Annotated in this window: 27 protein-coding genes; 15 read left to right on the top strand and 12 right to left on the bottom strand. The window is 49.9% G+C overall.

Annotated features, from left to right (window positions below; translation table 11 throughout):
• Positions 1-52 precede the first annotated feature (52 nt).
• Together ABDW13_RS01215 and ABDW13_RS01210 are read left to right on the top strand one after the other, a co-directional pair.
• A complete protein-coding gene (locus tag ABDW13_RS01215) occupies positions 53-280 on the top strand; it encodes a hypothetical protein (protein ID WP_343550551.1) in 228 nt (75 codons plus the stop codon).
• Positions 277-678: an Imm63 family immunity protein gene (locus ABDW13_RS01210; RefSeq protein ID WP_343550550.1), complete on the top strand. Its 402-nt coding sequence runs from the start codon at positions 277-279 to the stop codon at positions 676-678. Before ABDW13_RS01215 ends, ABDW13_RS01210 begins: the two co-directional genes overlap by 4 nt.
• A 110-nt stretch (positions 679-788) precedes the next feature.
• Here the strand turns inward: ABDW13_RS01210 and alaE are convergent, their stop codons facing one another.
• Together alaE and ABDW13_RS01200 are read right to left on the bottom strand one after the other, a co-directional pair.
• Positions 789-1,250 (bottom strand): L-alanine exporter AlaE, encoded by a 462-nt coding sequence (gene alaE, locus ABDW13_RS01205; RefSeq protein WP_343550549.1) that lies wholly within the window; start codon positions 1,248-1,250, stop codon positions 789-791.
• A gap of 140 nt (positions 1,251-1,390) precedes the next feature.
• Entirely contained in the window at positions 1,391-2,140 is a 750-nt protein-coding gene (locus ABDW13_RS01200; protein ID WP_343550548.1) for a DeoR/GlpR family DNA-binding transcription regulator, read from the bottom strand.
• 82 nt (positions 2,141-2,222) lie between these two features.
• Here ABDW13_RS01200 and ABDW13_RS01195 point away from each other — a divergent pair, with 82 nt between their 5' ends.
• The 5 genes from ABDW13_RS01195 to ABDW13_RS01175 all read left to right on the top strand — a co-directional run bounded on the left by ABDW13_RS01195 (position 2,223) and on the right by ABDW13_RS01175 (position 5,591).
• Positions 2,223-2,798: an NUDIX domain-containing protein gene (locus tag ABDW13_RS01195; protein ID WP_343550546.1), complete on the top strand. Its 576-nt coding sequence runs from the start codon at positions 2,223-2,225 to the stop codon at positions 2,796-2,798.
• Between the two features lie 10 nt (positions 2,799-2,808).
• Positions 2,809-3,168, top strand: coding sequence for an NUDIX hydrolase (locus ABDW13_RS01190; protein WP_343550545.1), 360 nt, complete (start codon positions 2,809-2,811; stop codon positions 3,166-3,168).
• A gap of 227 nt (positions 3,169-3,395) precedes the next feature.
• Positions 3,396-4,253 (top strand): AraC family transcriptional regulator, encoded by an 858-nt coding sequence (locus ABDW13_RS01185; RefSeq protein ID WP_343550543.1) that lies wholly within the window; start codon positions 3,396-3,398, stop codon positions 4,251-4,253.
• Between the two features lie 97 nt (positions 4,254-4,350).
• Complete coding sequence (locus tag ABDW13_RS01180) at positions 4,351-4,965, top strand: LysE family translocator (protein WP_343550658.1); 615 nt, start codon at positions 4,351-4,353, stop codon at positions 4,963-4,965.
• Between the two features lie 188 nt (positions 4,966-5,153).
• Complete coding sequence (locus tag ABDW13_RS01175; protein ID WP_343550542.1) at positions 5,154-5,591, top strand: VOC family protein; 438 nt, start codon at positions 5,154-5,156, stop codon at positions 5,589-5,591.
• 172 nt (positions 5,592-5,763) lie between these two features.
• Here the strand turns inward: ABDW13_RS01175 and ABDW13_RS01170 are convergent, their stop codons facing one another.
• Both ABDW13_RS01170 and ABDW13_RS01165 read right to left on the bottom strand, forming a co-directional pair.
• On the bottom strand, positions 5,764-6,147 hold the full coding sequence (locus ABDW13_RS01170; RefSeq protein ID WP_343550541.1) for a VOC family protein: 384 nt from the start codon (positions 6,145-6,147) through the stop codon (positions 5,764-5,766).
• On the bottom strand, positions 6,144-7,307 hold the full coding sequence (locus ABDW13_RS01165; protein WP_343550539.1) for an MFS transporter: 1,164 nt from the start codon (positions 7,305-7,307) through the stop codon (positions 6,144-6,146). The genes ABDW13_RS01170 and ABDW13_RS01165 overlap by 4 nt, the downstream gene beginning before the upstream one ends.
• A gap of 121 nt (positions 7,308-7,428) precedes the next feature.
• On the opposite strand from ABDW13_RS01165, the gene ABDW13_RS01160 reads away from it, so the two are divergent.
• The 3 genes from ABDW13_RS01160 (at position 7,429) to ABDW13_RS01150 (ending at position 10,636) form a co-directional block, all read left to right on the top strand.
• Positions 7,429-8,199: a DeoR/GlpR family DNA-binding transcription regulator gene (locus ABDW13_RS01160; protein WP_343550538.1), complete on the top strand. Its 771-nt coding sequence runs from the start codon at positions 7,429-7,431 to the stop codon at positions 8,197-8,199.
• 326 nt (positions 8,200-8,525) lie between these two features.
• The gene (locus ABDW13_RS01155) at positions 8,526-9,761 is read left to right on the top strand and encodes a polysaccharide biosynthesis C-terminal domain-containing protein (RefSeq protein ID WP_343550536.1); all 1,236 of its coding nucleotides are present in this window, start codon (positions 8,526-8,528) and stop codon (positions 9,759-9,761) included.
• Between the two features lie 5 nt (positions 9,762-9,766).
• The gene (locus ABDW13_RS01150) at positions 9,767-10,636 is read left to right on the top strand and encodes an ATP-grasp fold amidoligase family protein (RefSeq protein ID WP_343550535.1); all 870 of its coding nucleotides are present in this window, start codon (positions 9,767-9,769) and stop codon (positions 10,634-10,636) included.
• Positions 10,637-10,676: 40 nt separating this feature from the next.
• Here ABDW13_RS01150 and yajD read toward each other — a convergent pair whose 3' ends face one another.
• Positions 10,677-11,024 carry an HNH nuclease YajD gene (gene yajD, locus ABDW13_RS01145; RefSeq protein WP_343550534.1) on the bottom strand — a complete coding sequence of 116 codons (348 nt, stop codon included), beginning with the start codon at positions 11,022-11,024 and terminating at the stop codon, positions 10,677-10,679.
• Between the two features lie 153 nt (positions 11,025-11,177).
• Here yajD and ABDW13_RS01140 point away from each other — a divergent pair, with 153 nt between their 5' ends.
• Together ABDW13_RS01140 and ABDW13_RS01135 are read left to right on the top strand one after the other, a co-directional pair.
• Positions 11,178-11,474, top strand: a complete 297-nt coding sequence (locus tag ABDW13_RS01140) for a chorismate mutase (protein WP_343550533.1) — start codon at positions 11,178-11,180, stop codon at positions 11,472-11,474.
• 168 nt (positions 11,475-11,642) lie between these two features.
• A complete protein-coding gene (locus tag ABDW13_RS01135) occupies positions 11,643-11,858 on the top strand; it encodes a hypothetical protein (protein ID WP_343550532.1) in 216 nt (71 codons plus the stop codon).
• Between the two features lie 42 nt (positions 11,859-11,900).
• On the opposite strand, the gene ABDW13_RS01130 is transcribed toward ABDW13_RS01135, so the two are convergent.
• Positions 11,901-12,491 (bottom strand): TetR/AcrR family transcriptional regulator, encoded by a 591-nt coding sequence (locus tag ABDW13_RS01130; RefSeq protein ID WP_343550531.1) that lies wholly within the window; start codon positions 12,489-12,491, stop codon positions 11,901-11,903.
• 249 nt (positions 12,492-12,740) lie between these two features.
• Between ABDW13_RS01130 and ABDW13_RS01125 the strand changes: the two genes are divergently transcribed.
• A complete protein-coding gene (locus ABDW13_RS01125; RefSeq protein WP_343550530.1) occupies positions 12,741-13,325 on the top strand; it encodes a DUF308 domain-containing protein in 585 nt (194 codons plus the stop codon).
• A gap of 64 nt (positions 13,326-13,389) precedes the next feature.
• On the opposite strand, the gene ABDW13_RS01120 is transcribed toward ABDW13_RS01125, so the two are convergent.
• The 5 genes from ABDW13_RS01120 to ABDW13_RS01100 are packed head-to-tail and all read right to left on the bottom strand — an operon-like array spanning position 13,390 to position 21,340.
• Positions 13,390-15,579 carry a TonB-dependent siderophore receptor gene (locus ABDW13_RS01120; protein ID WP_343550529.1) on the bottom strand — a complete coding sequence of 730 codons (2,190 nt, stop codon included), beginning with the start codon at positions 15,577-15,579 and terminating at the stop codon, positions 13,390-13,392.
• Positions 15,580-15,604: 25 nt separating this feature from the next.
• The gene (locus ABDW13_RS01115) at positions 15,605-16,930 is read right to left on the bottom strand and encodes a SidA/IucD/PvdA family monooxygenase (protein WP_343550528.1); all 1,326 of its coding nucleotides are present in this window, start codon (positions 16,928-16,930) and stop codon (positions 15,605-15,607) included.
• A complete protein-coding gene (iucC, locus tag ABDW13_RS01110; RefSeq protein ID WP_343550657.1) occupies positions 16,927-18,651 on the bottom strand; it encodes an aerobactin synthase IucC in 1,725 nt (574 codons plus the stop codon). Before iucC ends, ABDW13_RS01115 begins: the two co-directional genes overlap by 4 nt.
• Complete coding sequence (locus tag ABDW13_RS01105; RefSeq protein ID WP_343550527.1) at positions 18,651-19,598, bottom strand: GNAT family N-acetyltransferase; 948 nt, start codon at positions 19,596-19,598, stop codon at positions 18,651-18,653. Before ABDW13_RS01105 ends, iucC begins: the two co-directional genes overlap by 1 nt.
• Entirely contained in the window at positions 19,598-21,340 is a 1,743-nt protein-coding gene (locus ABDW13_RS01100; protein WP_343550526.1) for an IucA/IucC family protein, read from the bottom strand. The genes ABDW13_RS01105 and ABDW13_RS01100 overlap by 1 nt, the downstream gene beginning before the upstream one ends.
• A 170-nt stretch (positions 21,341-21,510) precedes the next feature.
• On the opposite strand from ABDW13_RS01100, the gene ABDW13_RS01095 reads away from it, so the two are divergent.
• Positions 21,511-22,683, top strand: coding sequence for an MFS transporter (locus ABDW13_RS01095; protein ID WP_343550525.1), 1,173 nt, complete (start codon positions 21,511-21,513; stop codon positions 22,681-22,683).
• A gap of 15 nt (positions 22,684-22,698) precedes the next feature.
• The gene (locus ABDW13_RS01090) at positions 22,699-23,586 is read left to right on the top strand and encodes a siderophore-interacting protein (RefSeq protein WP_343550524.1); all 888 of its coding nucleotides are present in this window, start codon (positions 22,699-22,701) and stop codon (positions 23,584-23,586) included.
• A 33-nt stretch (positions 23,587-23,619) separates the two neighbouring features.
• Here ABDW13_RS01090 and ABDW13_RS01085 read toward each other — a convergent pair whose 3' ends face one another.
• Complete coding sequence (locus tag ABDW13_RS01085) at positions 23,620-24,168, bottom strand: GNAT family N-acetyltransferase (RefSeq protein ID WP_343550523.1); 549 nt, start codon at positions 24,166-24,168, stop codon at positions 23,620-23,622.
• Positions 24,169-24,295: the final 127 nt, after the last annotated feature.

Below are 24,295 nucleotides of genomic sequence, written 5' to 3'. Positions count from 1 at the left end.
GCTACGTATGCCAAAGTGATTCAAATTTAGTGATTAGCGGAGGCTTACTGAAATGGCTGTTGTATTCATCCCGTCACTTGTTGCGTTGCTTGCAGCAAAAGAGAAAGATGCCGGCCGTGAACTGCTCAGGCATGAAGTCGAGGCGATACGAGATAATGCTACCGCAATTGAATTACCGATAGAAATTGCCAGAGACATGGTTATAAGCCGGGGCTATCAAGATATTGATGCGGAGCATGTCTGGAATGAATGGTTAATCCTTAAAAACAATAAATCATGAAAAATATCGAAGAGTTACGTGCAGAACTTCTCAAAATCGGTGAAAGAGTTGGAGGGGGAATAAGACCCAATTATTACTTCACTATTCCTGACAGACCTGATGGTATGGCGACTCCATATCTGGAAATCCATGGCAACGAATATCATTTCATTGTCAATGAAAGAGGTGACGAAATAGCGCGTAAAGTTACCCTTAGTGATGATGAGATTCTTTATTGGTTCGTTGAGTGTGGTGTTGTTGGTCTGGCTTCAAACTATGCAGCCATGAATAGCTCGTCTGAAACAGAATTCAGGTATGTTTATTTTCGAAAACAATATAGTTTAATGCTCTCCATCGAACCTGAATGGGCAACAAGGAAGCGCAAAGAGTTTAAAGAAATCCTTAGCGGACAGGTTTAAAAAGGTCCTGAATTTTTCAGAAATGTCGTTATCATCAGTTTGATTCGAGCATCACTGTTCTCATCGCTCAGCATCCAACTTCCGCTCCTGGCACGTAGCAGTCATTCACTTTAACTCCCCAATGACATCGGCCGCTTACCTCCTGGAGGCAAACCAAACATCTTTCGTACCCAATTAAGAAAAGCGCCATAGGGCCGGCCCAGAAGCAGCATCATTAATGCGGCACCGAGTGTGCCACGTAACAATCCACTGCCCGTTGCACCGCTGAAAGCAATGATGGCCGCATAGATAGGGACTTGAAAACTTACCAAAGCAACACTGTCCCACAGCAGCTTTGAAACCCGACTCGATCCCGCGTGTTGCATCACCCAATCGCGCCACAATCCGTAAGGACGCGCTACTGGCACCATCAGAACAACACCAATTAAACGCGCATTTAGCACCTGATCCCACGCCATTTCAGCAATCCATCTTTCATTGATAATGCCCGTTGCAGTGAAAAAAAGAATTAGCGCAGTGGTATCTGCAACAAATGCAGTGCGGTGTAGGTTCGGCTCCTGACGTTTAGGCAAAAAAGTATTCCTGTTTATGGCATGACGAGATGTATATCAACCACACGCCACGTAATACCAAGTCGCGGATTGGCTGATTTATTACGCAGTAAAGATAGCGAAAAATGGAAATCTTTTCCTGCATGGCGGTTTGTGGCGGATTACAGCAACGAAATGTGCTTTTCCGCCAGGACCTGGCACATCTCAGCGTCGGGTTCACCGTCCACAATCAACGTGCTCGCCAGCGATAATTCGCCGATGGCAAACGCCGATGCGGAGTTCATTTTCTCTTGCGACACCATCACCACGGTTTCCGCCGCGCGTGCGGCGAGTGCACGTTTCACACCAGCTTCCTCGTAATTGCCGGTGGTTAAACCGGCGGTTTGATGCACGCCGGTCACGCCCATAAAGAACAGGTCGGCATTGATGTGTGCGACGGCTTCCAGCACTGCCGTACCTACTGCCACGACTGAATGGCGATACAACACGCCGCCAATCATGATCACTTCCACTAAAGGAAAATTCACCAACGCCACCGCGATGCTCGGGCTGTGCGTCACCACGGTAAATGCCAAATTCTGTGGCAGCAATTTCACCATTTCCGCGGTGGTGGTACCGCCATCAATAATCACCACCTGGCCCTTTTGTATCAGCTGCACCGCTTTTTGCGCGATGATGCGCTTTGAATCAATTTGCACGTTTTTGCGTGTTTCAAAGGGAGCAATTGCTGCAGAAACGGGCAACGCGCCACCGTGCACACGTTGCAGTAAACCTTCCGCTGCTAATTCACGCAGATCGCGGCGGATTGAGTCTTCGGATACGCCAAAATGCAGGCTCAACTCACGCGACATCACCTGCTTTTCCTGCGCTAAAAGCACCAGTATTTGTTGTTTACGTTGACTGGATAGCATTCAAACCTCGTTCGTTTTTATTCTTGAGTTTGCACGATTATGCATGTTAATGTCGATTTTGTCACCAGGTTGAGGGTAAAGTATGCAACAGAAGATCCGCAATATTCGTGAGCAGTTGTTATCTGACAATTGGTACACGTTGAAAAAATACACTTTTGAGTGGCAACGCAAAGACGGCACATGGCAAGAACAGAGCCGCGAAGCATACGACCGCGGCAACGGCGCGGTGATTTTGCTCTACAACCGCGTGCGACAAACCGTGGTGCTGACTCGGCAATTTCGTTTTCCGATTTACCTCAACGGTCACGATGGTTTGCTCATCGAAGCCGCTGCGGGTCTGCTGGATAATGCTTTGCCGGAAGAACGCATTATTGCTGAAGCTGAAGAGGAAACGGGCTTCAAGGTCAGCAGCATCGAAAAGGTGCTGGAAGCCTATATGAGTCCGGGTTCGGTGACGGAAAAACTCTATTTCTTTATCGCTGAATATCGCGATGGCGACCGCCTCACTGCGGGCGGTGGATTAGTGGAAGAGGGTGAAGAGATCGAAGTGCTGGAGTGGCCGTTGACACGTGCTCTGGCCGCGATTCGCAGCGGCGAAATCATGGACGCGAAAACCATCATGTTGCTGCAACACCTCGCTTTAAACGTGAAATTTTAGGAGAAACTAAATGTTGATTCTGATTGCAGGTCCGGTGCGCAGCGGCACCAACGGTGATGAAGCATTAATTCATATTAATATGAAGAAGTTGGATGAGATGGCGCTGCAAGTATACCAGAAGGGACACACACCAGTGATTGGCGAATGGCTGGCGTTACCCCTCGCCAGTGCTGCCGGATCACAGAAAATTGGCGATGAAATCAGCGAATCATTTTTGTATCCGGTAGCGCATCGGCTTATTCATTGCTGCGACGCTATATTACGCACGCCAGGTGCGTCGAACGGTGCAGATAACGACGTGCGCATCGCCCAACAGCTAGGCTTACCAATCTATACTGAACTGGCTGCGATACCAACCATCCCGGGCTGAGTGAGAAACTTTTTAGCAAACGCAGTTGTCTGTAGCTCATTGGTGACACGCTTTTAATTAGCAAACCCGGCGCGTATGTAAGTACGCAGCATGGCATTCAGCCATGCATGCTTTTAGCCGCATCCAACAAGTAATCGATAAGACAGGTTAACAGGCAACTGAAACAAGACTTCCCGTAATGATTATCGAGAAGGTTTATCGGACGAAGAGCGGTGCGTTAATCGATTATGAACTCGAGCAAAATGACCAATTGCGACAGGAAAAACGCTGACATCGTGCGCCAACATACTATTCAGCTTCTCCCAATTACTATCGCTGGTATTGAGGCGGTAAACGCCAACAGCAATATATCTTTTGGGCGGCATACTCACGAACAGTTCGGCATTGGTTTAATGGACAGCGGCGGGCAAAAATCCTTAAGTGGGCGTGGGCATGTCGAGGCGAAAGCAGGTGACATCATTACTGTAAATCCGGGGGAAGTTCACGATGGAACTCCTCTTGAGGGTCCGCGAGCCTGGCGGATGCTTTATTTCGATACTGAGATTATCAATCGCTGCTTTAGCGATATTTCCGATGGCAAATTTGCCAGCGGCGAATTTGCTCTGCCCGTATCGACAAATGCCTGCATGGCAGGAATTTTTAACCAATTATATGAAGCTATTAACAGTAGTAATGGTGATGCAGAAAGGTTGGCTGCGGATGAAGCGATGTTAGTCATGACTAAAGCATTGGCTCACATGCCAAGACCTCAGATGAAAATGCCCTTTAAAGGCGTTTTGCTTGCCAGGGAAAGAATAGATGATGCGCCGGGTAGTGACACATCCCTTTCTGAGTTGGCGGCGATTGCCGGACTCGGGCAGTTTGCGTTTTTGCGCGCATTTGCTCGTTATAGTGGAATGACGCCGCACGCCTATCTTTTGCAACGACGCCTTTCCCTTGTCCGAAAGCTTATCAGGGGTGGCACGAACCTTGTTGATGCAGCCATCGCGAGTGGATTTTCCGATCAAAGCCACATGACTCGGATGTTTGTTCGAAGTTATGGCTATACGCCGGGCCTCTATGCGAAACAAATTTCAGGAATCTAGCTGTCACTGTATCTGCAATTTTATTCAAGACAGAGAAAACCTCTTAATCAAATACTGAAGCGGTTATTTTTAGCTTCCGATAAGGGGTAACATTTTGATTCTTTATAATGATTTTCTGATTACATCTCTGCTGATCGTTATATCACCCGGTACTGGCGCCATCATTACGCTTTCTGCCGGCCTGAAGCAGGGAAAACGCAGTGCAGTAATTGCCGCTGCTGGATGTACCCTCGGGGTGATTCCTCATATGCTTGCTGCAATTACTGGTATGTCCGCCTTGCTAAATACCAGCCCATTACTATTTTCCATTGTGAAATATATCGGTGTGGCTTACTTGCTGTTTATGGCGTGGCAAACGCTGCGAGATAAAACACTTTTACCCACGGATTGCCCCGGGTTGGAATTATCTCATCGTGCTCTGATAATTCAGGCTGTGGTTGCCAATCTTCTTAATCCCAAGCTTTCGCTATTTTTCCTGGCATTCCTTCCGCAGTTTATCGCCACAAGGGATGAACACCCCACGCAGAGTATGTTAATTCTTTCTGCTATTTTCGCGGCTATGACGGTTGTTGTATTTTCTTTGTATGGCATTTTTGCTTCGTCTGTTAGTCATCGTGTATTGGGAAATCACCGGTTGATGACCGGCATTCGTTGGGGCGTAGCGCTGGCTTTTACTGCAGTTGGGATTCGCCTGGCAATGGCTGTGCAATAGTAAACATTCATTGCAAATAGCACTTGAAAGAAGAAGTATTGAATGTTGGCTTAGAGCGAAAAGCGGTCATTCGCAATTTACCGATAAAAGATGCAGGCTTGTAAAATGTTCGCGCATTTATCGTGTAGAAATAAAGCAGGATTTTTATATAGTTGAATGATGAAATTTAAAAATCGGCAGGTAATCGCATGATCTTAAGTGTTAATCACGTTGGTTTTTCAGTTAAAAACATTGAAGAGTCATTATTCTTCTGGACTCAGATTCTTGAAGGTAAATTATTGCGTGAAGGAAAAATGTCTGGACCTATAATCGATGAGGTAACAGGTGCAAGGGGAGCTGATGTACGAATGGCTTTGCTTGAACTGGCTGGTATTAAAATTGAATTACTGCAATACGATAACATTGAACAGCCAGAAGAGCCCTCAGCACCTTACATCCCAGGCTACGCTCACCTTGCTTTTATGGTTGAGGATCTTGATACGCTCTTGGGCAAAGTATCGGACTACGGCTGGAAGACGCCCGGTAAACCTCAGACAATCCTGGCTGGGCCCATGCAGGGAACCAGAGTAATATATTTACAAAGCCCCGATGGTCAGACGCTTGAGTTGATGGAAAGCAGTCAATGAAATCCACATGTTATGAATCATTATCTTCTTATTAAAACAGTGATGTTTTCAAAGTCTGCTCCTTGCACTAAGCGGACTTTCGCGCAGCCCGGGAATTTAGATAATCAGTAAAATTTTGGTTTTCAATTTTACACATTCCATAGGGGCGCCATTGTTGGCGACCGAATTTCATTTAGCCCACAATCTCAATCAAATTACCGTCAGGATCGCGAATGATCGCTTCATAGAAGCCATCGTCGGTCACGCGCGCTGGGCTAACCAAAATATTTTGCGCAGTGGCTTTATCGACCATCTCATCAACCTGCTTTCTGCTGCCTAACGAAATGGCAAGATGCGCCCAGCCGGTCAATTCCTTGCCGATCGGTCCGGTTTCGATGCCTTCCAGACTCATCAATTCAATGGTCGGGCCTTCGGCTAAGCTGACGAAATAAGACTGAAAGCCGGGGCGGTTTTTGCTGATGTATAAGTCATTGGCTTGGCCGCCAAAATACTCACACCAGAAGGCTTTTTGCGCTGCAAGATTTGTCGTCCACAACGCGACATGGGCAATTTTCATGCGTTATTCCTCGCTGAATGGGTTTGACCCAGATTCAAAGTGAATGCGATGGCGCCGACGAACAACATCAGCGCCATGATGAGTGAGAAAGAAATTGCTAATGAACTGAGATGCGCGATGAAGCCAATCAGTGCCGGGCCGCTTAATACGCCGAGATAACCCATGGTGGTCATAGCGGGAACCGCAACGGCTTGCGGCATAACGCTTTGCTGGCCGACGGCGGAGAACATCACCGGCACAATATTCGCGCAGCCGACACCAATCAGAACGTAGCCAATCAGCGAAAGATGCCAGGCAGGAATGAAGGTCACCAACGCCAGCCCGACAGCAGCGGTTAACGCACCGGCAACCACCACGGTCAAGCGGCCAAGATTTTCAACTATGCGGTCGCCGGTGAGTCGCGCGGCAGTCATGGCGATGGCGAAGCAGGTGTAACCAAGGCCACCCAGCGTTTCTGGCATCTCTCTCACCTGCGTCAGATAAACGGCGCTCCAGTCCAATACCGTTCCTTCGGTAAGGAACACCAAAAAGCAAACAATCCCAAGCAACAGGACGATACCGCGTGGCATCGCGAACGCCGGGCCTTCTTGCGGATTGGCGTAGGTCAGCAGGCCAGGAAAGCTCAATACGGTTAAGGCAAAAACGATCAATGTAATCAGCATTGTCGCGCTGAAAACGCTGAGGCCCGCAGCTAACAACAGCGTCATCAAACCCGCGCCAGCAATCCCGCCGAAGCTGTACATGCCATGAAAGCCAGACATCAGCGGCACCGAAGACGCTTTTTCAACCAGGATGGCCTGAATATTCATCGCGCAATCCGTTACCCCAACGCCAATACCAAACAGCAGTAATGTCAGGCCAAGCAGGAGCGGATCGGCAATGACCGCCAGAAAAGGCGTGCTGATGATGACTAGTGAGATGGCGGCGATAATGACGCGGCGGCAACCGAAGCGGCTGGTTAATACGCCGGTTACGGGCATCGCAATCAGCGCACCCACGCCCAGACACAGCAACAACATGCCCAGTGTTGCATCATTGACGCCGGTATTACTGCGGGCGAAGGGGACGATGACTGCCCAGGTTGCAGTGACAAATCCGGCGATGAAGAAGGCCAGCCGTGTTGCCCGGCTGGATGAGATTCTGTGGCGTATCTGGACCATGATGTTCCTCGTTTTGGAAAATCGGCCGCGCGGTGGTTGAAACTCAGCAGTGATTGACAAGTTCTGCACCTTACGCGACCATGCTCACTTAAGCTCGATTGTGATGATTTAAGGAGTATTCGTGCTCGATTATGCAGCTTTCCCCGATCAGCGACAAGATCTGATTCGACAAATTTTACGTGAACAAGGCCGTGTGGTTTGTGTAGAACTGGCCCAACAAATGGAGGTTTCAGAGCATACGGTGCGCCGCGATCTGCACGAACTCAGCAAAGAGGGGATATGCAAAAAGGTGTATGGCGGGGCAGTGCTGCAACTGCCGGATGCCGGCACATTTGCCACGCGAAAAGAGCAAAATCTCTCAACAAAAGACATGATCGCGCAGAAGTGTGCCAGCCTGATTAAAAATCAGAGCTGTATCTTTATTGATGCAGGCAGTACAAATCTGGCCATGGCGCAGGCTTTACCAGAATCGCTCACGATTACTGCTGTCACCAATGCGCCAGATATTGCCGCAGCACTGCTGAAATATCCGCATGTAGAAGTGATTATGCTGGGCGGTCGCATGCAAAAAGATACCGGCGGCTGTGTAGGAAATACGGCCATTGAGCAACTGAAAAACATTCGCTTTGATCAGGCGTTCATTGGTGGATGTGCGATGAGCCCTGAAGCGGGACTCACCGGGTTTAATTTCGATGATTGCGAGTTCAAGAAAGCTGCCATTGCGCAAAGCAGCCAAACCGTTGTCGGTCTGACGGCAGAGAAGATCCCCGGCATTGCCCGTTTCGCTGTTGCCAACTGTGAAGCAATAGATATTTTGGTGGTTGAGGAAAAGCTCAATAAAGATTTCTATAACGCTTTTGTGGCAGAGAATATTACTATTTTGACTATATGATCTTGATCTCAGTTTAGCCGCCGAATTCTATTAGCGTGCGAATGATATTGCAGGTACTTTTTCATTTCTTTGCAAAAGTACCTATATTGGCGTTGATGCCACCATTTATTAGAGAATTAACATCTTCCTTCCTTTTACTTCGCGCATCAATCGAATAAACACCAGTAAATAAATGGCTCCATTTTCGGCAAAGCCTTGTCACTAATCTGATTAATTTAAAATTCTCTTTCCTGTTTTTATCCAAGTGGTCACACTAGCACCCAAATTAAATGTGCGGTCGCAATGAAATATTGGATTTGTAAAGCAATCTATATGTGAGACTTAAAATGTACTCTAACGCAATATGGATCATGCTAGAAAAGTCAGTCAATATTATTGGGCTGATTTATATTAATTCACTGATGGCGAAATACATTGGTCCGGATAATTTCGGCAAGATAAACATCTCCACATCACTTTTTATTTTCGTGCAAACATTGTCATGGTTTGGTGGCCAGAATATTATTTTTAAACGCATGAGTGAAAACACCCGCTCAGGTATCGCGCTGGCAATGCATACGCAGAATCAACGACGGCTTTTCTTTGTTCTGTCATCAAGTGCGGTACTGCTTTATCTCTATTTGTATACCGATTTGATTGTTTTTCTTTTTGGTTTGGCGAATTGCATCGCCACCTATTATATCGTGATGGATTTCTTTTCTATCTACAATAACACGCAGTTGAAATCAAAGATTAACACCATTACCAATGTGATTGGCTTGTCTGTCGCGTTACTGGTTCGATTCTTGATTGCCCATTTCAAACTGCCAATTTATTACTTCACCATTCCAATCATTATCATACCGCTGATTCCGTATATCATGCGGCTGATTTATTTCAAATATACAACCATTACCAAAGAGAGCAGCAAAGGCGGCGGCATCTATCATCGGCATATGTTATATACGGGAGGCGCATTAATTTTATCCAGTATATCCGCGGATATATATACCCAGATATCCAGTATCTTCCTGGCGAAAGTGCTCTCTTACTCGAATTTAGGCATCTACAGTGTAGCCTTAACGATAGGCGGCGCGTGGTCATTCATAGTATTGGCATTAATAACCAGTTTTTTCTCAAAGGTTTACAGTGAGAAGAACCAACTGGCTGTTGATCGTTTACTGATTAAAATCAACCGACTGGTGATCCTGCTTTCTCTGCTGGCTTTAGGGGGATTTTATCTGTTCGGCAATTTCATTGTGCATTTGCTTTATGGCGATGATTACATGGAGTCCATCAATATCATCCCCATTATCATCATTGGCACCATGTTCTCTTCCTTAGGGACGATTTGTTATAGATATATGATCAAAGAGTCAGGTTACAGTTACCTGGCAAAAAAAATGATTTTATGTTGCTTACTCACCATACCTTTATCCTGGCTAATGATTAATCGCTACGGGATTATTGGTGCTGCGTATTGTTTTTTGATTGTCGAAATTTTGTCTTGCACGCTGCTTAATTATTTCTTTAGAGATAGAACAATTATCAAAATGCACCTTAACATTTTCAAATCGAGATAATTCAAATGAGAATGATAAAACACACAGTCAAATCAGCGTTAAAATTAAGTGCCCACCATTACCCTGAGTTTTGTGCCAAGGCGCACTATTTTATTAAGTTTAAGAAGAAGCTCAACTTAACCAATCCCACCCGATTCAATGAAAAGATTCAATGGTTGAAGTTCAATGAATTCAGCGATGATATCTACACTCTGTGTGCGGATAAGTTCAAGGTCAGAGAGTACGTCGAATCCAAAGGGTGTGGTGAAATCCTTAATCAATTGTATGGTGTTTATGATAATGCTCAAAGCATTGACTATAAATCATTACCTGAGAAGTTTGCGCTAAAATGTAATCACGGGGCAGGTTATAACATCATCTGTAATGACAAGGCCGCCATGAATATTGCAAAAACCAATCTTCAATTGGATGAGTGGATGAAACAGGATTTCTCTGCGCATTTTATCGAGCCCCAGTATAAAAAGATCGAAAGAAAGATTTTATGTGAGAAGTTTATCGAAAATGATCGTGGTGGCTTTCCAGACGACTATAAATTTTACTGTTTCAATGGCAAGCCTTACGCGGTAATGGTCTGCGTTGGGCGAGAAAACGGCACACCCAAATTCTATTATTTTGATATGGATTGGAATCCACTTCCTTTTGAAGATACCGTAGAGCTGATTGATAAAAACCAATATCCACCGATGCCTGACGGTTTTCACAAAATGAGGGATTACGCGATTAAATTGGCGTCTGATTTTAAATTCGTACGCGCTGATTTTTATCTGTTAAACGGTGAAGTTATTTTCGGTGAACTGACCTTCACGCCGTCTGCCGGACTGGATGTAAGCTTGCAGGAAGCCGATGTAATTCTAGGTAGCCAACTGAAGTTGTAATTTTTCGGGGCTGCTGGGCAGCCCTGCTTTCGGAATAGCGTTACTTCTTCTTATTCAACATCGCCTTCAAATCAGCAAACGGATTGTAGGTGGCTTCACCGACATCTTTCTGCGCGTCTTCTCCAGCTATCACTGATGTGCCGTATTGATCGGCTTCCGTGTACTTCGAATGTTCGTGGTCATGACAATAGAGGCACAAAAGCTCCCAATTGCTGCCATCTTCTGGGTTGTTGGTGTGATCATGATCGATATGGTGAACGGTTAATTCACGCAGATTTGAATACACAAACTCGCGTGAACAGCGACCGCATACCCACGGATAGATTTTTAATGCTTTCTCACGGTAACCACTTTCCAGCCGCGAGTAGTTTTTAGGGATCAGAGCCATTGCTGATGGTGCCTGTTAAAGAGGGAAGTCGCGGTATTTTACGCGTTCCTGCGCGGATTTCGAGATTTGCGCGTTTTTAACGTTAAGGGGCTGGATCTGTGTCGAATTTATTGTATCCTTCCGAACCCATGTACTAGTTCATAAGTTCAAATAATGACATTTGCCACTATTGAAGACGTAAGAAATCGTATCGACCAAATTGATAGCGAATTGGTCAAGATCATCGCGCAACGCGCTGAATGTGTGAAAGCGGCGGCAGCATTTAAAACCGACCATTCTGCGGTGCGTGCGCCGGATCGTGTACAGCAGGTCATCAATAAAGTGCGCGTAAAAGCTGCCGAAGCGGGACTTCCGGAAGTGATCATTGAGAAGATTTATCGCAGCATGATCGATGCGTTTATTGATTATGAACTGGAGCAGCATGAACGGCTCAAGCAAGGAAATGGCTGAGCGCACGTATGGGGTTTAGTTTTCGTCAGTTAAGCGTGTTTCGGTCACCATAAATGGCGACCCTACATTGTGAATGAATACCCACTCTGCCACTTCCGCAAATGCCTGGCTGATCTTTCGTCTACCAACTAGTAGATTGACTTATCAGTCATCTCACCAGGAGGCAGAGTGAATATCATTAATTTCCCCACTGGCAAACCTGCTGCTTGCCTTGATGTGGCGACGTCGGCTGCTATTGATGATACGGAATGCCGGATTATTCGCGAGTTTGCTTTGAAAATTGCGGCCCAATTACATAACGACGTCGAAATTAATCACATCGCGCCATTACTGGTGGATAAAGTGATTGTTCTCTTAATGAAAGAATCTCGCTGCAATAAATAAAAAGCCGGAAAACCGGCTTTTTATTACTGATGAAAGGGGAGACTACGATTTATTAATCAGCTTGTTGAGCATTGCCTGCGTAATTTTCACAAACATCTCTGGCTGATTGAGTGCGCGGGCCGTGATCATCGCACCATGCACTGTTGCCATTATTGTTCTTGCTTCATGGTCGATATTATCTTCTAACGCGAATACCCCACGCTTTACACCTTTATCGAGCACCGATGTTAACCATTGCGTCAGATCGTTAAAATGCCCGCTAACTTCAGCGGCGATCTCTTCTGGCAAAGTGGGTAATTCCACCGCCAGCATCACGCAAATGCAGAAAGGGGAGGTATTATCTCTGATGCAGGTTGCCCAATAGTTTATATAACCTTGCAACTCACCTAATGCATCGTCGTTAAAATGCTGGCTGGTTGCCGCCATGCCTGCACGCGCTTCGGCGCGATAATCCTGCACCACCGTGAGAACCAAATCGGCCTTGCCAGGAAAATAATGATGGATGCTGGCTTTGCGGATATTTACCCGCTCGGCCAAGTCGGCATAGCTGAAACTTTTGTAGCCTCCAGCGGTGAGCAATTGTCTGGTGTGGTTAATTATTTCTACAGATTTTGCGGAGCGTTCAGCGACCATGTGATGCCTTATGAATAATTTTTAAATCAATCAGTTAAACCGAACCTACTCGTTGGAAGGTTGGCTGTCAAGATTGCCTCCCATTGCGCTTTCTCTCGTCCGTTTTCCACTCTTCCTCAAAGCCGTTCACCAAAGTAGTTTAGCAAGCGATTGACAATCTATCTACTAGTAGGTAGATATAATAACCACAGGCTTGCAAACCAAACCGACTTCTCCAATTCATCATTCAATTTTAACGGACGGCGAACCATGAACAGCGAAATCGATACACCCAATTCATCCTCAAATCAGTGGCTTCAGACTTACTACTTCCTGCGCGCTGGCGTCTCGATCCTATGGATTGTGCTCGCCGTGGTGTTGGGTAAACACCATCCGATGATTGGCGCGGTTTTGCTGGTGATTTATCCGGCATGGGATGCGCTGGCTAACGTGATTGATGCACGCCGCAGTGGTGGTTTGAGCAAAAATCCGCCGCAGAAGTTTAACTTTATCGTCAGTGTCATCGTTGCAATCGCCATCGCTGGCGCGCTAACCATCAGCATGAATGCCACGATCAAAGTGTTTGGACTGTGGGCGATTTTTTCCGGCGTGCTGCAACTGTCAGCGTCGGTTCGTCGCTGGAAAACCTCAAGCGGTCAGTGGGCGATGATTCTCAGTGGGGCGCAATCAACTCTAGCTGGCGTGTTTATGTTCAAGCAGGCCAGCAGCGCAATGATGTTGGATGTGACGACGGTTGCGCCTTATGCGGCTTTCGGTGTGCTGTATTTCCTGATTTCAGCGATCTGGCTGCTGGTGAAAAATTCCCGCGACCGTTCGGCGGCGCTGGTACGTTAAACTGCGTTTTGTTTGAAGCGGGTATGACGGCCAGCCAATTCAGCCGTCATGCCCGTTATTTACATCAGAACACTACTGAATAGTTCAGGCCAAAGGTGCGGCCGCGTCCTTTATAGGTGTAAAGCCCAGCATCGCCGTAAGTTGGGCTGTAAAGGCCCGGCGCGCGTTGTCCCCACACCGTGGTGTAATCCTTATCCAGCAGATTCTCTACGCTGAAGCTGAGTTTGCCGACCGGTAAACTGTAGCTGCCGAGTAAATCAACGGTGTTGTAACCATTAATTTTCTTACCATCGGCATCGGATACATCAAAGGTTTGGGTGCTCTGCACGCGCAGATTCCAGTCGCCAGGTGCCCAGTTCAGCCAGGCGCTGACTTTGGAAGGGCTGGCGGTGTCGATGGTCAGCTTTTCCCATTTTCCATCGGTGCGCGTTTCTGATTTGATCACGTTGAAATTCGAACCGGTGCTCCATTCGCTGTCGGTAAAGAAGTAATCGACCTGTCCTTCGACACCATAAATCCGGCGCTTATCATCTTCCAGATTGATGGTCATGTCGGTTTTATTGATGCTGATAGTTTTATCCGACAGCGAATAATAGGCCGCCAACTGCGTACGCAGGTTATCCCCGGTATAACGCCAGCCCAGCTCATAGGCATCAACTTTAATGCCTTCCAGTTTCGAGTCATTAACGTTCACGCTGTTGGTGAGGTTGTAATGCCCGTTGGCTAACTGATAGGTGCCCGAACCGTAATATTTTGCCAGGTCGGGGATTTCAAAGCCCTGCGAGAAGTTAAACCAAACCTGTTGGCGTTCAGTGATGCGTCCCAAAATACCGGCGTTGAACAGCAGATTATTGTAATCGGTCGAACCGCCAGGCACCGCATCGGCTGAGGTTGCTCGGCCGGTGGCAATGGCTTGTTGCTGGGCGTAGCCAACAAAATCGTCCACTTTATTTTTGGTGTATTGATAACGCACGCCACCGCTCAGCGTGATGGCATCAAAGTCATAGCTGGATTGCAGGAAAGGCGCGAGATTGGTGATGCTGTAACCCGGATAGCGGCCGACATTGTAGGCATTATCCAACGTCATCCCGCCGCTTTGTGCTGCGGTATTCAGGTCAAAGAACTGTTGGTTGGCATCAAAGGTTTCATGCTCAGCGTCAACGCCGTAAGTCAGCGTCAAAGCGTCAACTGGCTTGCTGTTGAGAGTGAGCTTGCCGCCATAAAAATCGGTTTTCTGCTGCGAGGCACCAATACTGGTCACGCGACCGCCGCTCAGCGTCGGGAAAGGATAGAAGGTCAGATTTTCATCACGATAGTAAATCTGCGCCACCAAATCCTGGCCGAGAAAATCGGTATTGGAATATTGCAGGTTAATCAGATGACGTTCGGTGCCAGGCAAGCGATCCGAATTGAGATTGCCGGAGTTATAGGCATTGCCCGCGCCAGTCACGGCGGAGAAATTCTGCCCCAGATACAAGCCATGCTTGCCGTCTGATTCGCTCTTAAAATACTGCGTGGTCAGTTGCAGCTGCTGATTGTCATCGATGTTAATCGTGCCGGTGCCCATCACATCCAGACGATCGGAATATTGCAATCCGGTTTGGGTGTTATCGATGATCACTTCATCGCCTTTGCCGTCATACCAGCCGCCGTAACGCTGATAGGCCACTGACAAGCGTCCAGAGGCATTATCGTTGCCGCCGCTCACCGCCGCAGCGACGTTTTCATCATGATCGTTGTGACTGTTGAAGCCGCTTTTCATGCCGGTTTGCAGCTCGACTTGCTTATCAGCCTGGCCTTTTTTCGTCACGATGTTGATCAGGCCGCCGGTGCTGCCGCCGCCGTACAGTGACGTCGCACCAGAAATCACCTCAATATGCGCAATGTTGAACGGATCGATGGAATCCAATTGGCGACTGTCGCTGCGCGAAGAGTTGAGGCGCACGCCATCAACCATCACCATCATCGAACGGCCACGCATGTTCATGCCATAGTTGGTGCGGCCCTGGCTGCTGACATCCATGCCTGGAATCAGCTGCGCCAGCACTTCCTTCAATTCCTTCCCGCCTTGCACCTGTTGCTCAATTTCAGCCTGTTCGATAATCCAGGTGGTTTGCGCCATTTCCGCCACGCTGCGATGTGCGCGACTGGCGGAGACCACCATTTGATCGTCCTTTGCTTCTTCGGCCCAGGCGCCAGAAGAGATCATTGCAAGCAAACAAGGTTTTAATACCCAGAGATACGGCTGTTTCATTTGTTATTTTTTTCCGATGACGTGTTCAATACTGAACAGAATTAACGGGTTGTGGATGATCCTGAACGTGCGTTTCTGGCTGCTGTGTGCGCCATTGGATTACGCCAGGGGTAGTAGCCAGCTCGAAAGGCTCATCTGGGTGCGCGCGGTTAAGGATGCGCGCAGCACGCCAGGCCATCAGGCTGAGTTGGGGTTCGGCAATACCGAGGCTTTGCATCCCGGCATTGACGGCGAACAGGCTGTTGGTCGCCGATCCATCCCAGTTCAGGGTGAAATCGGTGTTGATATGGAAATTCTCATCACGATCCAGTTGCAGGCGATGGGCGATGGGCGCCAGGAACGCAGGACGCGTGGGCTGGTAGCCGGTGGCGAAAATCACCACGTCGGTTGCCAGTTGTTCTTCACCGTGATCAAGTCGATGGCGCAACGTCAACTGCTGCGCATCCGCTTGCTGCTGAATACGTGTCACCGAACGAGAAGGCATCAGATGCGCCCAAGGCTGTTCGCGCAGCACTTCAAAACGGTGATACATCGCACGGTAGATGGCGAGTAACGACTCGGTGGTGATGCCATCGGAGGTCATCTTCTGCTCGCTGAGCATCTGCTGGCGCGCACTTGCCCCTAAGGTCGAGAAGCTTTCGAGATATTCCGGCGTGAAGTACTCGTTGGCGAAGGCGGCTTCATCCAGCGCGTTGTAGTTATTGCGGCGTGAAACCCAGTTCAGGGCCGCAGGCTGGCCCCATTCGCCACGGAAGATATTGAGGAACAAATCGGCTCCGCTCTGACCGCCACCAACCACAGTGACGCGCTTGCCGGCCAAATCCGGTTTGCGCAGCATCATTTCACTGGCGTGGAAGCAGCAATCGCTCTGTTCAGTCACACAATCGGGCAGATTGGCTTGTTTACCGATGCCGAGGCACACATGGCGCGCCTGGAAACGCTCTTTGGCGGTTTCAACAGTGAACAGCTGCGTAGCATCATCAAAACTGACGCGCGTAACCGGCTGATTGAACGCCAGATTGCTTAGGCGAGCGGCCACCCAAGCGAGATAATCTGAGAACTCCTCGCGCGAAACGGTGCGCTGCTCGGTAGTCAGAAAACGATAGAATTTCTTCCGCTGCACCAGATAGTTAACAAAGCTGTAGCGATTGGTGGGTTCGACCGCGCTCACCAGATCTTTGAGAAAACTGGTTTGCATCGCGCAGTCCGGCACCATCATGCCTGGATGCCAGGCAAAATGAGGTTTCCGCTCAAGAAACAGTGAACTAAATCCTTCCAGCCCTTCAGCGAGCGCGGCTACGCTGAGGTTGAACGGCCCAATGCCGATGCCAATGAAATCATACGTCTTCATTCTGCGGACTCCTGGGTGACCAGATAGAGTGGGTTAGCAAGATTGGTAAGGTAGTTCGGCAACATACGGCTACCGCCGTCATGTTCGGAGAACGTCAGTTTTACCGGATTGAGGATGACGCGGATGATCTGCGGCTTGAACAGATCGAACAGCGCAAAGCGATCGGCCATTGCCGGATGTTTTGCCATGTATTGCTGGAGCACATTGGCAAGCAGTTGATAGAAACGCCGTTCACTGATGCCCGCGCTAATGGTGTGACGCGAGATAAAGCGCAGCACGGTGACAAAATGGCCGGTTTGCAAATCGTGGATCAGATAGTCGGCGCTGAGGCGCGCGGTGACATCCTTAACGGCAGCGGGCAGGGAAGTCAACTCCGGGAAATCGTGATCGACGAGGCGCATATCGCCCTGAAAATCTTTCAGCAGGATGCGCTGAGGAACATGGTCTTTCATCACCAACGTCACGTTCTGCCCGTGCGCAATCAGCGCCACGCCGTAACGGCACATCAGGTGATAGAACGGAATCACCACCACGGAAAACATCTGGCTCAGCCAGCTTTTCGCATCCAGCCCCGACCGCTTAATCCACGCATCAATCAGCGGACGACCTGCGTTATCGGTTTCCATCAGCGCGGCCATCAGCACCGCTTGCTCACCCGGCTGGAGATAGACGGAAGGATTTTCGCGCCAGATGACTCCCAACATCTCCTGATAGCGATAAGGCGCCTGCGGCAAGGCGGCGTAACCTTCATGAGCCAAATAGCCGGCGGCGGGTTCCGCCAGAATCTGCGCGCCAGTGGCTCGCAAAGTTGGGTCTTGCGCGAACTGCTGCTTTAACCACGCAGAGGCTTGCGGCCCGGCAGCGATGTATTTGCCGGGAATGCCGCGATAACACGAGGTGTTATAAATTGTCAGCGGCAGTTTGATATCAAAGCGTGCAGGGCGGCTGGCATTGGTCAGCGTACGCAGCGACTGCTGGGCCAAATAGCTGTCACCAAATTCGCCCAGTTCAATCAACTCGCCGCGCGCCAGATAAGGCAGGAAATGCAGGGCAATTTTTTGCTGCCACTGCCACGGATGAACCGGCAAGGCTAGCCAGTTGTCATCCAGATTTAATGACTGCCAGCGCTGGTGGAAGCGCGCCAATTCGGCTTTATCCAGGGCACTGGCGAGCAATGCCGCGATATCGCAGTCTTCTTCATGGCTCCAGACAAGCTTGTCGCGTCGCACCGCAATCCAGTGCAGACGAAAGCGATTTCGATACTCTGGCGCGTAGGCGTGCAGCGCATCCAATCCCCATCCACGGCGGCCTTTATTGAAGATGAATTTGGGATGCCCGCTGAGCAGGCATTGCAGTTCATCAGCATCAAGATCAATCAGGTCGTTGGCGCACAGCGACTGACGCGCTTCCAGTAACTGAATATCGCCGCGCAGTGTGGCGTAGAGATCTTCCAGATGCTCGGCGGTTTGCGCATCGTTCATCTGTAAAACCTGAGCCAGCTGGCGCAACAGCGTGTCGGCTTCCAGCGGACCGCCATTCAATGAAGCCGGATCAATGTGCAGCCAGCCCCAAATGCTGCGACTAGCGGTAAATTCCCAACACACTGAATTTACAGGGATTTCCCAGCGACCTTCTGATTTTTCGACGGCATCGAGCGCTTGCTCATACTCAAGTTCGGCGAGAATTTTGGCGATCATCTCGCGATTCACACGTTGCCACATCACAAGCCCACCTCCGTAAAGAAACGGTGGCGTTCACTCATCACCAAGCGGGAACGCTTGTGCGGAAAATCGAACTCTTTAAGGGTGTCAAAACCTGCAACCGGCAGATGGCGGAACAGACGCTGATTGTCGTAGCGCGGTTCCGCTACCACACGTTGGGTGCGCGGTTCATCGAGATACAGGTAATGTGTGAGCCCGCGCAGCCAGCTACGGATAAAGTGCGCGCCACGCCAGGCTTCTTCGCCAACCAGCATATGCAGACCGCGATCAAATGGCTGCCAGCGGTAATGGCGGCCAATACGATCTTCGGCGGCCCAGTAAATCTCAAAATAGCCAAACGGTTGATCGTCAAAGCAGCCGATCAGCGGATAACAGTAGGCGGAGTCGAGCTGCTTGCGCAGATAATTTTCTTGATCGGCCTGCGGGCCGGCCATTTCCCAGAAAGCGTTAACGCGCGGTGAGTTCATCCAGCGGGTAAAGCGCTCGGCATCCTTTGCCACATCAGCAACGCGGAAACTCAGCGTGCGTTTGATCTGCGCATCGTAACGCCGATAGACCTCACCATCGGGTCTGACTGGACGGACTGGATAGTAGAGCTGGCGCGCCGCATCGAACTGCATTTTTCCACTGGAAATTGACCGCTCTGCGCGCAGCCACAGCGGCAACTGCCAGAAGGTTTCCCGCGCAACATAGTCGCTGTTGACAGCAGCGAACAGCGCTTGCGCTTGCGGCTCATCGCGCCACTGATCCCACGGAAGCTGAATACCGCTAAGCTGCGGCGCGGCAATCAGTAACTGATCGATCGCTTCCACCAGCCAGCCATCGGGAATATCGGCGACAAACTGCAATGCCGCGCTGCTATCCAGCCCCAGCTGCAACGGCAGCGCCTGGCCGGTAAGCGTGCATTGGAAGCCATTGAGGCCGTGAACAATATTTGCCTGTGGCATCACGCTTTCTCCCGGTAAAACGGATTGTGGAAATCGAAGTAGATCACGGCCGGATCGGCGATGGTGTTTTCGTTGTGATCGTGCAGGTAGCAATGGAAGTTGCCTTTGCAGTTCCAGTGTTTGCTGTCGAGGACGTAATCAAGGCAATCGGTGTTGCGAACGCGTTGGCGTAACTCAGCCAGCTTGTCGCGCACCATCGACATCAGATGTTCTTCCGATGCAAAGCCAGCCGCACCGAGTGCGGCGGTGACGGCAAGCGTGGAGTTAACCAGCAAGTAATAGGGGAAGTAGCGCAGCACCTGTTCGCGACTGAAGGTATTTTCTGCATCGGCTTCGCCGATTTGGCTGATCCACTCGCGGGCGTTTGCAGTGAAGCCGCTGCCCTGGCAGTCGCGATATAGCAATCCAACCGGTAAATCCTGCTGCATCTCTACCAGGATGTTTTGTTGATGCGCCAACAGCACCAAACCGTAATCGGCTTCTGTGCTGAACAGCGGCAACAAGACGTGATCGCAGTAAGCATTGAGCCAGCACTGCGCCGCCTGCGCTAACGACAATCCGAGTCGAGAACTGAGCCTTCTTACTGCCGCAGCGAGCAAGCTGTCTCCACCATCCGGAGCGGCTTGCGTCAAGCTCACCAGCACGTTGGTCTGGGTTTGTGGCGTGTCGAATAGCAAGTTCACGCGGAACGCCATCAGGCTCTCTTCCTGAACGCTGCCATCAACCGAACGTAATCCAGCCCAGCCATCCTCCTGCATCACGCGCATGGTGGGATGCTGCATTTGCAACGCCTGCCATTGCGGCGTCTCGGCTAAACGCGCCAGACGCATGCCACGTTTCACCTCTTTCACCGACAAGGTGCGTACCGAATTAGTCAGGCGCACGCTAAGGGAAAATTTGATCATGTCGTTGCTGATGGGCGAATAGAGCGAGCGTGACGAACTGGTTGGTAGCCAGGCATGACCAGATTCACCCAGATCGACTAACGCGCCGTTGGATATCAGCTTTTGACACCATGCCTGCGATAGCAGATGACGCGCTTGCCACGGATGCATCGGCACCAGCCAGCGCGTGTCGGTAAAGTGACTCAACAGTTCAGGCGCACTCTGCGCGGCAAAACGCTGCAAACGGGCGCGTAGTGACAATCCCAAACTCTCGCCGGCCACGTACTGACAATCAACAGAGAACCAATGCAGCGGGAAGTCCGAACCAAAGTCAGGCAGATAGCGGCGAGCTTCTGCTTCATCAAAAGGTTCATGCGATTTTGGCGCTGGGTGGAAAGCGTGCCCGACCAGCAGCGCCTGTTCCGCATCGGCAAAGGAGAGTGCCTTGTGTCGCAACGCTGACCAGCGATGGCGCAAATTGATCGCCTGCCAGGTATTGGCATGGCTTTCACACACTCGTTGCTGGAATAAATCGATGACGTTGCTGCTCAACTCTGCGCGGATGGCGGGCATGTCCAGCATCAGTGACACCAGCGTCTCAAAACTGATCGGTTTACCTTGTGGTGATTCTGGGCTGACCAGCAGGGCGGGAAACTGATACTGGTGATGCTGAGTGGGCGAGAAATAGCGCAGTGGCAAACGCAGCGCATGCGACGTCGATAGCGCCAGATAGATGTGGGCTTGCTGTCCTTGCTGTGCATCTGGAATGTATGTCCAGTCACGTGTTTCCCGGAAAAATGCATTGAGAAAACACTGTGCCGCCACGTCCACGCCTGACGGCTGAGGCAGGTAATCCATAAGATAATCTCACTTAGCAACTGATAATGATTATCGTTATGATAAGTATTTCATTTACATTGGCAACAGATTTTGCAATATTTACATACAAGTTATGTCGATTATTCCCCTGTTTTTAACGGTGTTTTTACATATTAATGGCTTCTTTTGCTGATTTGTTAAGTAGGAAAGTGATAAGGAAATCCAATTGGCCACTGGCGTTATGCGCCGGTTTGCTGGGGATTGGTCAGAACGGCTTATTGGTGGTTTTGCCGCAAATGGTGGCAATGACCGGCTTGTCACTGTCCACCTGGGCGGGACTGCTGCTGTTTGGTTCGATGCTGTTTCTACCTGCTTCGCCGTGGTGGGGAAAAGTCTCCGAAGAGAAAGGCTGTAAGTGGGTGGTTGTGACCTCGCTGATCGGCTATTTGCTCAGTTTTTGCCTGATGGGGCTGGTGGTGTGGCTGATGGCAGAAAAAACCATCGGCTTGGGGTTAGGGTTGAGCGGACTGGTGATCTCGCGCGTGATCTACGGCTTAACGGTGTCGGGAATGGTGCCTGCCGCGCAGACATGGGCGATGCAACGCGCAGGAACGGACCAGCGTATGCAAGCACTGGCAACCATCAGCTCAGGCTTGAGCTGTGGACGATTGTTGGGGCCGCCGCTGGCAGCGCTCACCCTGAGCATTCATCCCACCGCGCCACTCTGGTTAATGGCCATCGCGCCAGTTGTTGGGTTGCTGCTGATTTACGGGCAATACAATGATCCTCCGCTGCAAGCCATCACACATCAATCAGCTCGAATGAACCGCGGATTGCTGCCGTTTCTCTGTTTGGCGGCGTTACTCGCTGCCAGCATTAGCTTGATGCAAATCGGCCTTTCTCCGATGCTGAGTGGTTTTATTTCAACGCCGTCAGCGATTAGTCATCATGTTGCGTGGCTGTTGAGTCTTGCGGCCGCGAGTACTTTGCTGGCGCAATTCCTGATTGTGCGGCCGCAGCGATTAAGCGTGAAACCGCTGCTGCTGGTTGCCGCCATCTTGATGAGCGTCGGGCTTAGCGTGATGGTGACGGGCCAGCTACTCTCGCTCTATGTCGGCATTGCCGTGACATCATTTGGTGCGGCGATGGCTACGCCTGCCTACCAATTGCTGCTTAATCAAAAGCTTTCACTCGGTAAGGGCGCGGGTTTGATCGCCACCAGCCATACGCTGGGTTACGGCCTCAGTGCCTTGCTGGTTCCTTTCATCACGTGGCTTTCGGGGCAGCACCATTTGCTGGCGGGGGCGTGCATCGCGTCACTTATCTTCCTCGTGATCACCTGCGGTTTGGGATTCACCACTCACTCTCAACGTGCGCGCTAAGCGCCAGGAAACACTATGTCTAGCGTCCTCGGTTACCGGGTGTTCAATGTCACGCTGCTGCATAAAACATGGCTATCTCCTTCGTTCATGCGCTGTGTGTTCACCGGTGCAGACGTTGGGATGATGAAGATGGATGGCCCCGATCAGCGGATAAAATTGTTGTTCCCGTCGCTGAGTGGCCAGGCGCCTGCGCTGGCGTCAAACCGTTCCTGGTGGGAACAGCTTAAAAGCTTGCCGCAGGCGCACAGGCCAATTCCACGCACCTACACGTTGCGCGGCGTTGAGGCTGCCGAATGTCTGATGGATGTTGAGTTTGCGATTCATGGGAGAGAGGGTATTGCTTCAGCCTGGGCGATCGATGCCACGCCCGGCGACACGCTGCAAATCGTTGCGCCTAATAGACAGCACATCGCTGACAGTGGCGGCTATGAATGGCGTCCGCATCCAAACGTTGAACGCGCATTGATCGTTGCTGATGAAACCGCGCTACCGGCGGTGAAAGGAATTCTTGAGCAAATGGCGAAGTGGGCTAATCCGCCCAAAATGCAGATTTTTCAGGAAATCCCGCTGGACGAAGACCGCCTCGATTGGCGTGCGTATAGTTTTGCGGAGGTTCATTGGCTGCCGCGTGATAAAGCCGAGTATGGTGCTGCTTTGCTAAGTGCATTAAAAGACCGGGCAGTGATTCCAGCTTACGCCCTCAATTCACAGAATGATGACATCGACGATGAAGGCGATTTGCTTTGGCGCGGGGCGGAGAACCAAGGCAACCAATTCTATGGTTGGGTTGCCGCTGAATCTTCCTCGGTAAAACATATCCGACGTTATCTGGTTGGTGAACGCCATGTCGCCAGCGAGAATGTCAGCTTTATGGCGTACTGGAGTAAGGGAAAAGCCTGTTGAATGGCCCGTTAACGTGGCTATTTAGGGCAAATTTTATTTCGACTGAAAAGCATTCCATTCGTCGCGGGTGATTTCCCACAGTTCGGAATCGAGTAAACCGCTCACATACTCTTTCTTACCTGTACTGACGAGCCGCATGCCGCTACTCGATGAAATACGTTGGGATCGGTTATTTAGTGCTGCTTTCGGTGCGCGTAACACGGGCTTATTCAGGATATTGAACCAGTAATCTGTGGCGGCAATACTGGCCTCGCGCATATAGCCCTGCTTTTGATATTCCGGTGCCAACCAGAATCCACGGTTGTTATCTTCAACGTCATAAAGGCAGATTAAACCCATTATATCTTCAGGTGCTTCATGACGTCTTATCGTCCAGAACCACGCAATTCCTTTTGCCATATCGGGGAGTGCCACGTTATTCACGTAACTACTGGCACCGTCGTCAGGATAGGGCCAGGGCACTGAGGCGACCATATAGCGCACGATTTCCCAGCGCGGATAGAGTTGCTGAATTTGAACCGCATCTTCTGCCATCAGCGGTTTAAGTTGTAGGCGTTCGGTTATTAACGCGGGGATCGTCATCAATCAATGTCCTTTTGCCTAATGTCTCTCTAATAACCAATTTAGCATGTCATTTCTGTGATGTTAAAAACCGTTATTCATTCATTGCGGCTGTGACTCCGCATAGTTGATGCGTTGTCCGCGATCT

This window comes from Pantoea sp. (assembly GCF_039594315.1).
Taxonomy (GTDB): domain Bacteria; phylum Pseudomonadota; class Gammaproteobacteria; order Enterobacterales; family Enterobacteriaceae; genus Pantoea.
This window is presented reverse-complemented; position numbering and strand designations above follow the sequence as displayed.

Coding starts and splice junctions, on each gene's coding strand:
- ABDW13_RS01125 (WP_343550530.1), top strand. CDS start 12,741: ATGAACAGCGAAATCGATACACCCAATTCATCCTCAAATCAGTGGCTT.
- ABDW13_RS01170 (WP_343550541.1), bottom strand. CDS start 6,147: ATGAAAATTGCCCATGTCGCGTTGTGGACGACAAATCTTGCAGCGCAA.
- ABDW13_RS01185 (WP_343550543.1), top strand. CDS start 3,396: ATGAACTCGAGCAAAATGACCAATTGCGACAGGAAAAACGCTGACATC.
- ABDW13_RS01190 (WP_343550545.1), top strand. CDS start 2,809: ATGTTGATTCTGATTGCAGGTCCGGTGCGCAGCGGCACCAACGGTGAT.
- ABDW13_RS01200 (WP_343550548.1), bottom strand. CDS start 2,140: ATGCTATCCAGTCAACGTAAACAACAAATACTGGTGCTTTTAGCGCAG.
- ABDW13_RS01115 (WP_343550528.1), bottom strand. CDS start 16,930: ATGAAGACGTATGATTTCATTGGCATCGGCATTGGGCCGTTCAACCTC.
- iucC (WP_343550657.1), bottom strand. CDS start 18,651: ATGTGGCAACGTGTGAATCGCGAGATGATCGCCAAAATTCTCGCCGAA.
- ABDW13_RS01105 (WP_343550527.1), bottom strand. CDS start 19,598: ATGCCACAGGCAAATATTGTTCACGGCCTCAATGGCTTCCAATGCACG.
- ABDW13_RS01175 (WP_343550542.1), top strand. CDS start 5,154: ATGATCTTAAGTGTTAATCACGTTGGTTTTTCAGTTAAAAACATTGAA.
- ABDW13_RS01100 (WP_343550526.1), bottom strand. CDS start 21,340: ATGGATTACCTGCCTCAGCCGTCAGGCGTGGACGTGGCGGCACAGTGT.
- ABDW13_RS01155 (WP_343550536.1), top strand. CDS start 8,526: ATGTACTCTAACGCAATATGGATCATGCTAGAAAAGTCAGTCAATATT.
- ABDW13_RS01130 (WP_343550531.1), bottom strand. CDS start 12,491: ATGGTCGCTGAACGCTCCGCAAAATCTGTAGAAATAATTAACCACACC.
- ABDW13_RS01120 (WP_343550529.1), bottom strand. CDS start 15,579: ATGAAACAGCCGTATCTCTGGGTATTAAAACCTTGTTTGCTTGCAATG.
- ABDW13_RS01165 (WP_343550539.1), bottom strand. CDS start 7,307: ATGGTCCAGATACGCCACAGAATCTCATCCAGCCGGGCAACACGGCTG.
- ABDW13_RS01195 (WP_343550546.1), top strand. CDS start 2,223: ATGCAACAGAAGATCCGCAATATTCGTGAGCAGTTGTTATCTGACAAT.
- ABDW13_RS01140 (WP_343550533.1), top strand. CDS start 11,178: ATGACATTTGCCACTATTGAAGACGTAAGAAATCGTATCGACCAAATT.
- ABDW13_RS01085 (WP_343550523.1), bottom strand. CDS start 24,168: ATGACGATCCCCGCGTTAATAACCGAACGCCTACAACTTAAACCGCTG.
- ABDW13_RS01215 (WP_343550551.1), top strand. CDS start 53: ATGGCTGTTGTATTCATCCCGTCACTTGTTGCGTTGCTTGCAGCAAAA.
- ABDW13_RS01090 (WP_343550524.1), top strand. CDS start 22,699: ATGTCTAGCGTCCTCGGTTACCGGGTGTTCAATGTCACGCTGCTGCAT.
- ABDW13_RS01150 (WP_343550535.1), top strand. CDS start 9,767: ATGAGAATGATAAAACACACAGTCAAATCAGCGTTAAAATTAAGTGCC.
- ABDW13_RS01210 (WP_343550550.1), top strand. CDS start 277: ATGAAAAATATCGAAGAGTTACGTGCAGAACTTCTCAAAATCGGTGAA.
- yajD (WP_343550534.1), bottom strand. CDS start 11,024: ATGGCTCTGATCCCTAAAAACTACTCGCGGCTGGAAAGTGGTTACCGT.